Here is a 13036-nt window from a genome sequence, read left to right on the forward strand (position 1 = left end):
ACACAACTGTCAGCCCCCACCCCCTGGCGGGGGCCTGGGGCGCAGCCCCAGTTTCGGGAAGGGGCGGGGCTGGGGAAAGGAACCCCCCGCCAACAGACCCCGGCGGTCAGGAGTGACCCAGTTCCGCCGACGACTCGTCCGAGGCGACCGGCACGGACCCCGAGTCCGGTGATGGACGAAGGGGGAACGGGTCGACCCGGGTCTCGTCGATCACCGGCGGAGCCGGCCGCGGAGGCGCAGGCATGACCGCCGCCTCCGAGTGCCCCCCACACCCGTACGCCAGAGACACCACACGCCCGTCCGCCGGCGAGAACTCATTGCCGCAGACACCGAACGCCTGCCCAAGCGACCCACCGATGGGATACAGGAAACCGCAGCTCACGCACGAGGCCGGCGCCGCCTGAGCCATCGCGGTCTTGGGACCGTGCGTGTCCTCCCAGCGATCGGCCGCGGTGTGCAGGCCGTACCGGGACAGCACACGCGCCCGCCGAAGCCCCAGCTCCTCCGCGACGGCGGCGATCGAACCACGGGAGGGCACGACGGGCAGCGTCGCCGGTGCCCCGGCCGTCACCTCGAGGTCCTCCGCCTCGACGAGCTCGGCCATCTCCTCGGAGACGGGCGAGTTCGGCGCGGGCTCGTCCTCGCCGGTGAAACCGGGCTCAAGACGGAGATCCTCCGCGTCCGTGGGGAGCAGATCCCCCGGCCCCATGTCCCCGGGCCGCAGCCGCTCACTCCACGGCACCCACTCGGGAGCGAGCAGCGCGTCAGGCCCAGGCAGCAGCACCGTCTCGTCGAGCGTGACGAGCTTGGCCCGCGAGGCCCGCGCGACGGTCACTGCCCAGCGCCACCCGCGATAGCCAGGCTCCTTGCACTCGAAGAAGTGCGTGACGACGCGATCCCCTTCGGAGACGAGCCCGGAGTGCTCCCCGACGACACCGGGCGCGGCGGTCTCCTCGGCGGCGGCCCTGGCGAGGTCGACGGCCTCGGCGCACAGACGGTCGGGGGTGCGGCTTCGCGTTGTCGCGCTCACAGGTATCGCTTCTCTCCTACGCCGTCTCACGAGTGCGCCATCCCTCGCCGGGGGTGCGGACGGAGCGGCTGGGGGCACCTCCCAGGCCCTTCAGACACCGGGGGAGGGCCGCGTCGACGTCCGCGCCCGATCGCACTCGGGCGCACCTACACCATCCATTCTGCGGGATGGCCGTCAGGCGCGCGGCCGAGAACCACCGTCGCGGGGCGCGCTACGCACGCTACCCTCTCGCCGCCGCCGGGCACACACCGAGTCGGCAGCCGTTGCCGGAGCGTGCCGTTGTTCCGCACTCCGCGTCGGCTTCCCGCGCCGGCCCCACCGGGCCACTCGGCCGGTCCACTCGGCCCTCATACGCGCGGTAACGCACTATCACCGCCCAACAAGGGGCACTATGACGGAGTGGCAAGCGCGAAGTCGTCCCAAGGTGCCGCCGGACTTGGTGGAGGCGGTACCGAGGGAAGTGGCGGGATGAGCGGAGCGGGCCCGGTGCGCGGGGCTCTCCGTTCCGTCGGGCGTGCCCTCCACCTGCCGTTCACGGGGACGGCTCGGGGCATCCGGAAAGCGACGCACGCGCACGGAGCGGGCGAATCCGGGCTCGGCAAGCTGATCGAGCTGCACGGGGTGAACGGCGCCGGGGACATGATGATCACCGTGGCGCTCGCCTCGACGGTCTTCTTCTCGGTCCCGACGGACGAGGCCCGTGGCCGAGTGGCCCTGTACCTCGCGATCACGATGGCTCCGTTCACGCTGCTCGCCCCGGTCATCGGCCCTCTCCTGGACCGCCTCCCGCATGGCCGGCGCGCCGCGATGGCGGGCGCGTTCATGGCGCGCGCGTTCATGGCCCTGCTGCTCTCGGGCGCGGTCGTCACAGGCAGCATCGAGCTGTACCCGGCCGCCCTCGGCGTCCTGGTGGCGTCGAAGGCGTACGGCGTCGTCAGAAGCGCGGTCGTGCCACGCCTGCTGCCGCCCAACTTCTCGCTGGTGAAGGCGAACTCCCGGGTCACGCTGGGCGGGCTGCTCGCCACGGGGGTGGCGGCGCCGATCGGGGCGGGGCTTCAGGCGCTGGGGCCGCGCTATCCGCTGTACGGGGCGTTCGTGATCTTCGTGGCGGGTACGTTCCTGTCGTTCTCGCTGCCGTCCAAGGTCGACTCGGCGAAGGGCGAGGACAAGGCGCTGCTGGCGGCGGACGAACAGCATCTGCACGGGCCGCACCTGAAGCCGCCACAGCGCCCCGGGCTGCGTACGGTCGGACCCGCGGTCACCCACGCGCTCGCCGCGAACGCGGCCTTGCGCGGACTCTCCGGATTCCTGATCTTCTTCCTGGCGTTCCTCCTGCGCGAGCATCCGCTCGGGGGCCAGAGCGCGGCCGTCTCGCTGGGCATAGTGGGCGTCGCTGCGGGCGTGGGCAACGCGCTCGGCACGGCCGTCGGGGCGGCCCTGAGATCGCGGGCGCCGGAGGTGATCATCGTGACGGTGATCGCGGTCGTGCTCGGGGTGGCCATCACGGCGGCGGCGTTCTTCGGGGCGGTCGTGGTGGCGGTGCTCGGGGCGTTCGCCGGCTTCGCGCAGGCCCTGTCCAAGCTGTCGCTGGACGCCCTGATCCAACGTGACGTGCCCGAGCTGGTCCGTACATCGGCCTTCGCACGCTCGGAAACGCTGCTGCAGATGTCCTGGGTGGTCGGCGGCGCGATCGGCATCGCGCTGCCCCTCAACGGCACCCTGGGCATGGCGATGGCCACCACCATCGTCGCCGTCGGCTGGCTCACCACGGTCCGCGGACTGCTGAGCGCGGCCCGGCACCGCGGGGACCGCCCGCGCGCCCGGGTGGCCTGACCCAGTTGGCGGGGGCACCCCCCACGCCAGATAGCCTGCCCCCATGACCTCCCTGCCCCGCGGCAGTGCCGCTACTGGACACGGCCATGTTCGCCGTCGTCGCGCCGTCACCGCCGTCGGCGCTGTCTGCGCCGGACTTCTCGTCCTGGCCGCCTGTGAGAAGCCGACGCCGATGGCGACCGTCACGGTCGGCAAGACCTCGAAGAGCGCCGAGGCCGAGTGCTACAAGGACGGCAAGACCATCGCCCGTGCCGAGGCCACCGAGTGCACCCGGGAGAAGGCCGGGGACACGCTCCGGGTGCCGCAGGGCGAGACGCTGCGCATCGGCGTGGACCCGGAGATCGCGGACGAGGGCTGGTCCCTGTGGATCAACGGCCAGCAGGTCATCTCGCCCCTCAAGAAGACGTACTACGCCTTCCAGGGCGTCGACCTCTTCGCCGACCAGCAGGGCACGCAGGCGCCCGACGAGCTGAACATCAGCGTCGTCCAGCAGTCCGGTGACGACATCCAGGGCGTGTGGAACTTCAAGCTCGAGAACGCGGACGCCTGAGGCGCTCGGTCCACTGCCCATGCGCATCCTCGTAGCCACCGCGGTCCCGGTTGAACGGGACGCGGTGGCTTCGGCGTTTGCACAGCCCGCTCCTTACGACCTGCTCGTCGCAGGCGTGGGCTCGGCGACAGCCGCCGCGTCGACCGCGACCGCCCTCACCACCGCCGCGCTGGCCGGGACCCCGTACGACCTCGTCGTCTCCGCAGGCATCGGTGGCGGCTTCCAGCCCGAGGCGCCTCTGGGATCCCTGGTCCTCGCCGACGAGATCACTGTCGCGGACCTCGGCGCCGAGACCGCGGACGGGTTCGTCCCGGTCACCGAGCTCGGCTTCGGGTCCGTCAGCCACCGACCGCCGGAATCACTCGTACGAGAAGTCGCGGCCGTCACGGGAGCCCGTACCGGCACCGTCCTCACCGTCAACACAGTGACCGGGAGCGCCGAGCGGGCCGCCGAGCTGCGGCGCCGTCATCCGGGAGCGCTGGCCGAGGCGATGGAGGGGTTCGGGGTCGCCGAGGCGGCTGCCGCGCACGGTGTGCCCGTGCTGGAGCTGCGCGCCGTGTCCAACCCCGTCGGCCCCCGCGACCGCGCCGCCTGGCGCATCGGCGACGCGCTCGCGGCGCTCACGGAGGCGTTCGGGAAGCTCCCGCCCGTACTGGAGAGTTGGTACCCACATGACCGTTGAGCAGCCTGTGCAGATCGCCTACTCCCCCTGCCCCAACGACACCTTCGTCTTCGACGCCTGGGCCCACGGACGGATCCCCGGAGCGCCCGCGCTCGAGGTGACCTTCGCGGACATCGACATCACCAACGGCATGGCCGAGCGCGGCGAGCTGGATGTGCTGAAGGTGTCGTACGCCGTGCTGCCTTACGTCCTCGACGAGTACGCCCTGCTGCCCTGCGGGGGCGCACTGGGCCGGGGGTGCGGGCCCTTGGTGCTGACGCGGGAGGCGGGAGTCGACCTGACGGGCCGTACGGTCGCGGTGCCCAGCGAGAGGTCGACGGCCTATCTGTTGTTCCGCCTCTGGGCCGCCGACACGCTCCCGGAGGGCGTCGGCGAGATCGTGGTCATGCCCTTCCACGAGATCATGCCCGCCGTACGGGACGGGCGGGTCGACGCGGGGCTCGTCATCCACGAGGCGCGGTTCACGTACCAGAAGTACGGGCTGCACAAGCTCGCGGACATGGGCGAGCACTGGGAGGACACCACCGGGCTGCCGATCCCACTGGGCGCGATCATCGCCAAGCGGTCGCTGGGCGCGGACGCGCTGCGGCTGCTCGTCGACTCGGCCCGTACGTCCGTCCGCGCCGCCTGGGACGACCCCGAGGCCTCCCGCCCGTACGTCATGGAGCACGCCCAGGAGATGGACCCGGCGGTCGCGGACCAGCACATCGGGCTGTACGTCAACGAGTTCACGGCAGACCTCGGCGAGGACGGCTACGCGGCGGTCCGCGGGCTGCTCACGCGGGCGGCGGCCGAAGGACTGGTCCCGCCGCTCGGGCGGGACGCACTGGCGTTTCCCTGACGTGCCGCGCGCGGCGGCGGAGGGGCTGGTGCCGCCGCTCGCCGCCGACGCGCTGAGCTTTCCGTAAAAGGGCCTCGTAGAGGTCTCTACACGTCCAGTTGGTCCGCCACCGCCCGCAGCAGGCCCGCGATCTTCTTGCCGGAGGCCTTGTCCGGGTAGCGGCCCTTTTCGAGCATGGGCGTGATGTTTTCGAGCAGCGTGGTCAGGTCCTGGACGATCGACGCGAGTTCGTCCGGCTTGCGGCGCTGGGCTGCCGCCACCGAGGGGGTCGGGTCCAGGAGGGTCACCGAGAGTGCCTGGTCGCCGCGCTGGCCTGCCACGACACCGAACTCCACGCGCTGGCCCGGCTTGAGAGCATCGACTCCGGCGGGCAGGACCGAGGAATGGACGAAGACGTCGCCGCCGTCGTCGCGGGAGAGAAAGCCGAAGCCCTTCTCGCTGTTGAACCACTTGACCTTGCCGGTAGGCACGTCTGTCCTCGTCCTCGTACTCGTCGGATGGTGCTCTGGCTGAATGATGAACGGCTCGGGAAAACTGCTCTGGATAGCATTACAGCGGGTCGTGCCCGACCCGCCGGTACCAAGGCTAATGGTCCGGCGGCGGCTGACAAGACGTCCCCGGATTGTTCCTTCGCGCAGGGAACTACCCTGGTCGAGTGCGTGACAAAACCCAAGCGAATTCCGCCGAACCCGGTGACCGACTGGTCCGTACCGGTGGCATCGTCTTCTTTGTAGGGGCCGTGGCCACTCTGGTCACCGTGGCCCCGCTGCTGCTCGGCAAGTCGCCCTTCCCGGCGTACATGTTCGGCCTGAGCATGCTGATGGGCGTGGGCTTCCTGATCGCGGGAGCGGGTGTGCTCCGAACGATGGCTGCGCAGCGCCGCCGGGCGCGCTCCGTGCAGTAAGGGGTCGCTCCGTGCAGTAAGGGGTCTAGGAGCGGTACCGGTCCAGCCAGTCGGGGAACGCCGTCAGGTCCGCGAGTACGACATCCGCCCCGGCCGTGCGCAGTTCCTCCGCGTCACACGGCCCGGTGGCCACCGCGACGGACAGCGCGTCGGCGATCCGCGCACCACGTACGTCACCGGTGTGGTCGCCGACGTAGACACCCGCCCCGTGCTCGCGCAGCGCCTCCGCCTTGCGCTCGGCCCACAGGCCGCCGATGACGGCGTCGGCGGCGATGCCGAGGTGCTTCAGGTGCAGCTTGGCGTTGGGTTCGTACTTGGCGGTGACGACGACCGCGCGCCCGCCCGCGTCCTGCACGGCCGCGATCGCCTCGTGGGCGCCGGCCATCGCCGGCGTCGCGGCTATGGCGTGTGTGGGGTACATCTCACGGTAGACGTCGGCCATGGCGGCCACCTGGTCGCCCGGGAACCAGTTGACCAGCTCCTCCTCCAGCGGCGGACCGAGCCGCGTGATGGCCAGATCGGCATCGATGTACGTCCCCGTCCTCTCGGAGAGCGCCAGGTAGCAGGCGTGGATGCCGGGGCGGGAGTCGATGAGGGTCATGTCGAGGTCGAAGCCGACGGTCAGCACCGGAGAAGTCATATGGGCCATTGTGCCCAGGGGGCAGTTGTGCCCAGGGCCGCAGTACGAGCCATGCGCCCGACCGCCGGGCCCTCACAGCCGCCCCATACACTCAGCCAGGCCTTACCAAACTCTTCAACCACCGTTCCCCTCGCGGAGTCACCGGCACATGGCAGTCAGACGCGCACTCGCGATGGCCGCCGCCCTCGTGGCTCTACTGCTCGCGGTGCTGTTCAGCCTGGCCGTGGGCGCCCGTGCGATCGCGCCGACCGCGGTCCTCGACGCGCTGCTGAACGGCGGTCACAGTGACGCCGCCGAGGTCGTACGGGGCCTGAGGGTGCCCCGTACGCTCATCGGCCTGATGGTCGGCGCGGGCCTCGCGCTGGCCGGAGCCGTGCTCCAGGGCATCACCCGCAATCCGATCGCCGACCCCGGCATCCTCGGCATCAGCCAGGGCGCGTCGGTGGGCGTGGTGCTGGCGATCGCGTTCGCGGGCATCCACACGCTCACCGGGTATGTGTGGTTCGCCTTCGCGGGGGCGGGGATCGCGTCGGTGGTGGTGTACGCGATCGCGTCGAGCGGGCGGGGCGGGGCGACGCCGGTCAAGCTGGCGCTCGGCGGCGCGGCCGTCAACGCGCTTCTCGTGTCCGTCACGACCGGCGTGCTCACCACCAAGGCCTCCGCGCTGGACGAGTTCCGCTTCTGGCAGGTGGGCGCGCTGGCCGGGCGGGACGCGGAGATCGTCGGGCAGGTGTGGCCGTTCCTGCTCGTCGGGTTCGTACTGGTGCTTTCCGTGGCCCGCGGCCTGGACGCGCTCGCGCTCGGCGAGGACGTGGCGAAGGGGCTCGGGCAGCGGGTCGCGACCGTACGGGTCGTCGGCGGGCTCGGCGCGACGATCCTCACCGGCGTCGGGGTCGCCGCCGCGGGGCCGCTCGCCTTCATCGGGCTCGCGGTGCCGCACGTCGCCCGCGCGATCGTGGGGCCCGCGCACCGCTGGGTGCTGCCTCTATCCGCTCTCCTCGGGCCGACGATGCTGCTCGTCTCGGACACGGTCGGCCGGATCGTGTTCCCGCCGAGCGAGGTTCCGGCCGGCGTGATGACGGCGCTGATCGGGGTGCCGTTCCTGGTGGGGCTCGTACGCAGGAAGGCGGTGTCGGTGTGACGGCGGCGCCAACGGCGATGACGAAGACGGCAGTTGCGGCAGCCGGATACACGGTGGTCCGCGCCCGGCGGGTCACGGTCCTGCTGCACCGGCGGGCGGTCGCGGTGGCCGCGGGTCTGGCCGTGCTGCTGGCCGCGGCCTGTCTCGCGTACCTCTGCGTAGGCGAAGCCTTTGTGGCGCCCGGCGAGGTCCTGAAGGTTCTGACGGGCCGACCGTCTGCGAACGAACTCGTCGTCGGAACGCTGCGCGCACCCCGGCTCGTCGTCGGGCTGCTCGTCGGCGCCGCCTTCGGGGTGGCGGGCGGACTGATCCAGACCGTTGCCCGCAATCCCCTCGCCAGCCCGGACATCATCGGCATCAGCCAGGGCGCGAGCGCGCTGACGGTGGGCGCGATGACGTTCGGCGTGACGTCGTACGCGGTCCTGCCGTATCTGTCGGTCGTCGGCGGCATCCTCGCGGCGGCACTCGTGTACGCCTTCGCCTGGCGCGGCGGTCTGCACGCCACCCGGTTCGTCCTGATCGGCATCGGGTTCGCGATCGCCCTGCGCTCGCTCACGACGCTCTTCATGACGAAGGGCGACTATCTGGTCGCCCAGCAGGCGCAGATCTGGATGACGGGTTCGCTGAACGGCCGCGGCTGGGCGGAGGCGGCGCCCCTCGGCTGGACGCTGCTGATCCTCCTGCCGGCGGTGGCGTGGGCGGCCTGGGCGCAGCGGATGGTCGGGCTGGGCGACGACACGGCGACCGCGCTCGGCGTACGTCTGAACCGGGTGCGCCTCGGACTCGTCGTGATCAGCGTCGTGCTCGCCTCGGTGGCGACGGGCGCGGCGGGGCCGGTCGACTTCGTGGCGCTGCTGGCCCCGCAGATCGCCCGCCGGATGACGCGTACCGCGCAGATTCCCCTCGTCGGCTCGGCACTGCTCGGCGCCGTCATCGTCGTACTCGCGGATCTGCTGGCGCGGCGGCTGTTCTCGCCGACGGAGGTGCCGGTGGGGGTGCTGACGGCGGCGGTGGGGGCGCCGTATCTGATCTGGCTGCTCGTCCGGAGCCGTGCGGTTCGGTCTGACGTCGGGGCGTGAGTCGGCCGTTTTGACGTACGCCTACGACCGTTGCCGCTGTGCCCTCCACACCAGGTAGATCGCCGAGGCGACGGCCGCGCCCTTGAGGACCCAGGGCCAGGTCTCGGCGATCGCGTCGCTCATCTGGCCCTTGTCGATGGGGTCGCCCCAGCGCCCGGCCGTCCGCCCCCACAGCCAGGTGACGCCCGCGGCGGCGACCAGGCCGGGCACCCCCAGCACCGCGAACTTCGACTCGGCCGGAGTCAGACGCCGCGACAGGTAGGCGACGAGCCAGCCGAGGGCGAGGACGACGAGGTTGCCGATGGCGGCACCGGCGACGAGGAGCGCGGCGGCGAGCAGGAGAAGGGGGCTGGGGAGGCCGGCTCCGGTCTGGGGGCGGGGGCGAGCCGAGGGGAGGAGACGGCGCCGCTTCTTCGCCGTACCGGCCGTCTCTGCGGGCTCGGCCGTCTCGACCGGGACCGGCTCCTTGACCAGCTTCTTGGGCTCGGCGGCATTCTTCGGCGCGGCTTCGTCGGTGTCCGAGGGCGGTGGCTTGAGCAGCTCGGGGATCTCCACGCCACCCGTGAACCCCGGCACGCTGTCCGTCAGCCCGAACGGACTCCGGTCCACCCGCCACCAGTCGGGCTGCCCGGACCCGAGCTCCTCCGTACTCGCGAGGTGCGGCGGAGAAGGGACGTCACCGGAAATCGTCGGTACGTCACCGGCCGCGGCCGACTCCGCGGAACGGGGCCGTGGGACAAGGCGCCGCAGCCCCTTGGAGCGCTCCTCGGCTTCCTCGGCACGCTGGACGGGGACGGCGGCCTTGGGCTCCGGTCCCCCGCCCTCGCCTTCCTCGCTGCCGGTGCCCGCCGCGGCGACGACCTCCTCCGGGGTGCCGAGGCGCGCGAGGATGCGGCGCACGGAAGCCGGGCTGTCGGTCGCCTTGGACCGGCGCCGGTCGATCTCGCCGCGCAACTCGGTCACGAGCCGCATGCGCGTGCCCGAAGGCAGCTGTCGGCTCTGGGCCAGGTCGCCGACCCGGCTCAGGTAGTCGAATACGAGCTTGTCGCTCTCGATCCCCACGAAGTCCCTCCGGGGGCGGCAGTGTTGGCGTGGTCCTCAGCCCCTCTTCCGACCGTATCGTGCGGGGTGCCTACGGGGGGTGGGGCGTTGGGGTGCGTCTGTCGGGTGCGGGTTGAGTGTGGCTGGTCGCGCAGTTCCCCGCGCCCCTGGGTGGTTGGTGGGTGCGGGGCCGCGGGCCGGTGCGTCAGCCCGTCGCAGGGTGGGCATACGGCCCGGTGTCGGTACACAGCGAAGGTGACCTGAGACAGAACCTACGCGACGGGCATACGACGCACCGGCCCACGTCCCCTCCCGCCGGTGGGAGGGTGCGGGTAGTTGGGGGTACGGGCTTTCAGGGCGCGGGGTTGCTCGGGACGCCGGGAGTCGCAGGCTTTTGCTTTTCAGGGGCGCGGGGCTGTGACATTAGCGGCTCCGCCGCGGGGCGCGACCAGCCACGACGGACTGGCAGCCGCGACACGACATGTCACCCCCCCAACCCCCTGGCGGGGGCCTGGGGCGCAGCCCCAGTTTCGGGAAGGGGCGGGGCTGGGGAAAGGAACCCCCCGCCAACAGACCCCGGCGGTCAGGAGTGACGCGACCTCCACGAACCCAACCCGCCCAACCGCCGGAGGCAACCCGCTACCGTGGGCAGGATGAGCGTCAACCACCGGCCCCCCGAGGAACCCGCGCCCCCCGCGGCAGCGGCACAGCCTCGCTCGCTCGCAGAGCAACTGCGGGCCCGCGACGACGCCTCCCTCGCCGCTCTCCTCCAGGCCCGGCCCGACCTCATCACCCCCGTCCCCACCGACCTCACCCAGCTCGCCACCCGCGCCGGGACCCGCGCGTCCGTGGTCCGCGCCCTGGAGCACCTGGACCGGTTCGCGCTGCAGACGGCGGAGGCGTTGGCCGTGGCACCGGACCCGGCCGCGTACGACACGCTCCTGGCGCTCCTGGCCGGCGACGAGGGCGACCCGGAGGTCACCGGTGCCCTCCCGCGCGCCCTGGCGACACTTCGCGAGCAGGCGCTGGTGTGGGGCGCGGACGACCGGCTGCGTCTGGTGCGTACGGCTCGCGAACTGCTCGCGCCGTCGCCGCAGCACCCGTCGCCGACGGGGCTCGGCCCCACGGTCGCGGAGGCGACGGCGGGCATGTCACCGGGCCGTATCCAGGAGATCCTCGCGACGGCCGGGCTGCCCACGACGCACGACGCGGTGTCGGCGGTGGTGTCGCTGACCGAGCTGTTCACCGACCGCCGCCGGATGCGGGCCCTGCTCGACGGAGCCCCGGCCGACTCCCTGGAGGTGCTGTCGCGGCTGGTCTGGGGCCCGCCGTACGGGCAGGTCACAGCCGACCCGGCACCCCGCCTGCGCTGGCTCCTCGACCGCGGACTGCTCCTGCCGACGGCACCCGGCACGGTCGTACTCCCCCGCGAGGTCGCCCTGCATCTGAGGGCCGGCCGCGCACACCAGAAAACGGAGCCGCTCCCTCCGGACGTGGAGCCCGCCGTCACGCACCGTCCACAGGTTGTGGACGCGACGGCGGCAGGCCAGGCGTACACCGCGCTCGCGACCGTCGAGGAACTGCTGAAGGACTGGGACGAGGGCGGCCCGGCCGTCCTGCGCGCGGGCGGCCTGAGCGTACGGGACCTCAAACGCACCGCGGTGGCCCTGGACGTACCGGAGCCGATCGCAGCCTTCTGGGTCGAACTCGCCTACGCGGCGGGCCTGTTGGCCTCGGATGACGAGGCCGACGAGCAGTACGCCGCGACCCCCGCGTACGACGCGTGGCTGGAGCTGCCCGCGGCCGAGCGCTGGACACGGCTGGCCACCGCCTGGCTGACCGCGACCCGCACCCCGGGCCTGGTCGGCGGCCGGGACGCCAAGGACCGTACGCTCTCGGCGCTGGGCCCGGGCCTCGACCGCTCCGCCGCGCCCGAGGTCCGCCACCGCGTCCTGGCCCTGCTCGCCGCCCTCCCCGAGGGCGGCTCGGCCGCCGCCGACTCCCTGATCACCCGCCTCCACTGGGAACGCCCGCTGCGTAACCCCGAGTCCCAGACCCGTACGGACGATCTGCGCGCCCGCCTCGCCCGATGGGCCCTGTCCGAGGCGGAGTTGCTCGGGATCACGGGCCGGGGAGCGCTGTCCACGCACGGCCGGGCCCTGCTCGCGACACCGCCCGAGGCACCCCTCACGGGAGCCGAACTCGCCGCGGCCGCCTCCCGCGCCGGCCGCGTCCTCGCCCCCCTGCTTCCCGCACCCCTCGGCCACGTCCTGCTCCAGGCCGACCTCACCGCGGTCGCGCCGGGCCCGCTGGAGCGCCCACTCGCGGACATGCTCGGGGTGCTCGCGGACGTGGAGTCGAAGGGCGGGGCGACGGTGTACCGGTTCACGCCGGGTTCCGTACGGCGGGCCCTTGACGCGGGCCGTTCCGCCTCCGACCTGCACGCTTTCCTCGCCGCGCACTCGAGTACGCCGGTGCCGCAGCCCCTCACGTACCTGATCGACGACGTCGCCCGCAGGCACGGCCATCTGCGGATCGGCGCCGCGTCGGCGTACGTCCGCTGCGACGACGACGCCCTGCTGAACGAGATCCTCGCCGACAAGCGCTCCGCCGACCTGCGGCTGCGCCGACTCGCCCCCACGGTGCTGGCCGCACAATCCGACCCGGCCACCCTTCTCGAGGGCCTGCGTGCGATGGGCTTCGCGCCCGCCGCCGAGTCGGCGGAGGGCGACGTACTGATCGCGCGCGCCCACGCGCACCGCACCCCGCCGCGCACCGCCCCCGAGCCCGTACCCGAAGGTCCGCCCGTCCCCGACGCCACCCTGCTGACCGCCGCGATCCGCGCCATCCGCGCCGGCGACCTGGCTTCCACGGCTCCCCGCAAAGCCGCCGCCGCCCCGGCCGCGAACGGTTCCCTCCCCCGCACCACCTCCGCCGAGACCCTCGCCACCATGCAGGCCGCCGTCCTCACCGGCGAGCCCCTGTGGATCGGCTACGTCAACGCCGAGGGCTCCGCCAGCCAGCGCGTCATCGCCCCGATCCGCGTCGAGGGCGGCTTCGTGACGGCGTACGACCACACGGCGGACGAGGTCCGCACGTATCCGCTGCACCGCATCACAGGTGTGGCGGAGCTGGCCGACGGCCCGGCGTAAGCGTTCCGCCGGACTTCACCGAGGTGACTTGCCCAGTCATCTCCCGTCACTCGTACGGGCGTACGCGCTGGATCATGCACGCCACGCCGGGAGCTTCGCTCCCTTGAGGGAGATCCGGACACGTCTCGCATCGCGGCGTGAGG

12 protein-coding genes are annotated in these 13036 nt (G+C 72.5%); 8 read left to right on the plus strand and 4 right to left on the minus strand.

The window, feature by feature from the left end; genetic code table 11:
* Positions 1-106: 106 nt before the first annotated feature.
* Entirely contained in the window at positions 107-1030 is a 924-nt protein-coding gene (locus ACGFNK_RS06860) for a DUF3027 domain-containing protein (RefSeq protein ID WP_393412681.1), read from the minus strand.
* Positions 1031-1429: 399 nt separating this feature from the next.
* On the opposite strand from ACGFNK_RS06860, the gene ACGFNK_RS06865 reads away from it, so the two are divergent.
* Genes ACGFNK_RS06865 through ACGFNK_RS06880 form a run of 4 tightly spaced genes read left to right on the plus strand, consistent with a single transcriptional unit; the run spans position 1430 to position 4936 of the window.
* Entirely contained in the window at positions 1430-2863 is a 1434-nt protein-coding gene (locus tag ACGFNK_RS06865; protein ID WP_393412683.1) for an MFS transporter, read from the plus strand.
* A 43-nt stretch (positions 2864-2906) separates the two neighbouring features.
* Positions 2907-3413, plus strand: a complete 507-nt coding sequence (locus tag ACGFNK_RS06870; protein WP_393412685.1) for a hypothetical protein — start codon at positions 2907-2909, stop codon at positions 3411-3413.
* Positions 3414-3432: 19 nt separating this feature from the next.
* Positions 3433-4095, plus strand: a complete 663-nt coding sequence (locus tag ACGFNK_RS06875; protein WP_393412687.1) for a futalosine hydrolase — start codon at positions 3433-3435, stop codon at positions 4093-4095.
* Positions 4085-4936, plus strand: a complete 852-nt coding sequence (locus ACGFNK_RS06880; protein ID WP_393412689.1) for a 1,4-dihydroxy-6-naphthoate synthase — start codon at positions 4085-4087, stop codon at positions 4934-4936. Before ACGFNK_RS06875 ends, ACGFNK_RS06880 begins: the two co-directional genes overlap by 11 nt.
* 86 nt (positions 4937-5022) lie before the next feature.
* On the opposite strand, the gene ACGFNK_RS06885 is transcribed toward ACGFNK_RS06880, so the two are convergent.
* Positions 5023-5406, minus strand: coding sequence for a cold-shock protein (locus ACGFNK_RS06885; RefSeq protein WP_099503518.1), 384 nt, complete (start codon positions 5404-5406; stop codon positions 5023-5025).
* A gap of 185 nt (positions 5407-5591) precedes the next feature.
* On the opposite strand from ACGFNK_RS06885, the gene ACGFNK_RS06890 reads away from it, so the two are divergent.
* Positions 5592-5840, plus strand: coding sequence for a hypothetical protein (locus tag ACGFNK_RS06890; RefSeq protein ID WP_386354690.1), 249 nt, complete (start codon positions 5592-5594; stop codon positions 5838-5840).
* A gap of 25 nt (positions 5841-5865) precedes the next feature.
* Here the strand turns inward: ACGFNK_RS06890 and ACGFNK_RS06895 are convergent, their stop codons facing one another.
* Positions 5866-6489, minus strand: coding sequence for an HAD family hydrolase (locus ACGFNK_RS06895; protein ID WP_393412692.1), 624 nt, complete (start codon positions 6487-6489; stop codon positions 5866-5868).
* Between the two features lie 139 nt (positions 6490-6628).
* On the opposite strand from ACGFNK_RS06895, the gene ACGFNK_RS06900 reads away from it, so the two are divergent.
* Positions 6629-7621, plus strand: coding sequence for a FecCD family ABC transporter permease (locus ACGFNK_RS06900; protein WP_393412694.1), 993 nt, complete (start codon positions 6629-6631; stop codon positions 7619-7621).
* A gap of 17 nt (positions 7622-7638) precedes the next feature.
* Positions 7639-8700: a FecCD family ABC transporter permease gene (locus tag ACGFNK_RS06905; protein ID WP_393413269.1), complete on the plus strand. Its 1062-nt coding sequence runs from the start codon at positions 7639-7641 to the stop codon at positions 8698-8700.
* 21 nt (positions 8701-8721) lie between these two features.
* Here the strand turns inward: ACGFNK_RS06905 and ACGFNK_RS06910 are convergent, their stop codons facing one another.
* Entirely contained in the window at positions 8722-9762 is a 1041-nt protein-coding gene (locus tag ACGFNK_RS06910) for an HAAS signaling domain-containing protein (RefSeq protein ID WP_393412696.1), read from the minus strand.
* Between the two features lie 632 nt (positions 9763-10394).
* Here ACGFNK_RS06910 and ACGFNK_RS06915 point away from each other — a divergent pair.
* Positions 10395-12893 (plus strand): helicase-associated domain-containing protein, encoded by a 2499-nt coding sequence (locus tag ACGFNK_RS06915; RefSeq protein WP_393412698.1) that lies wholly within the window; start codon positions 10395-10397, stop codon positions 12891-12893.
* Positions 12894-13036: the final 143 nt, after the last annotated feature.

Origin of the sequence: Streptomyces sp. NPDC048825 (assembly GCF_043198355.1) — a bacterium.
Classification (GTDB): domain Bacteria; phylum Actinomycetota; class Actinomycetes; order Streptomycetales; family Streptomycetaceae; genus Streptomyces; species Streptomyces xiangluensis.

Excerpts from the sequence above, each read along its gene's own strand:
- ACGFNK_RS06900 (WP_393412694.1), top strand. The coding sequence starts at position 6,629 with ATGGCAGTCAGACGCGCACTCGCGATGGCCGCCGCCCTCGTGGCTCTA.
- ACGFNK_RS06895 (WP_393412692.1), bottom strand. The coding sequence starts at position 6,489 with ATGGCCCATATGACTTCTCCGGTGCTGACCGTCGGCTTCGACCTCGAC.
- ACGFNK_RS06905 (WP_393413269.1), top strand. The coding sequence starts at position 7,639 with ATGACGAAGACGGCAGTTGCGGCAGCCGGATACACGGTGGTCCGCGCC.
- ACGFNK_RS06875 (WP_393412687.1), top strand. The coding sequence starts at position 3,433 with ATGCGCATCCTCGTAGCCACCGCGGTCCCGGTTGAACGGGACGCGGTG.
- ACGFNK_RS06870 (WP_393412685.1), top strand. The coding sequence starts at position 2,907 with ATGACCTCCCTGCCCCGCGGCAGTGCCGCTACTGGACACGGCCATGTT.
- ACGFNK_RS06880 (WP_393412689.1), top strand. The coding sequence starts at position 4,085 with ATGACCGTTGAGCAGCCTGTGCAGATCGCCTACTCCCCCTGCCCCAAC.
- ACGFNK_RS06915 (WP_393412698.1), top strand. The coding sequence starts at position 10,395 with ATGAGCGTCAACCACCGGCCCCCCGAGGAACCCGCGCCCCCCGCGGCA.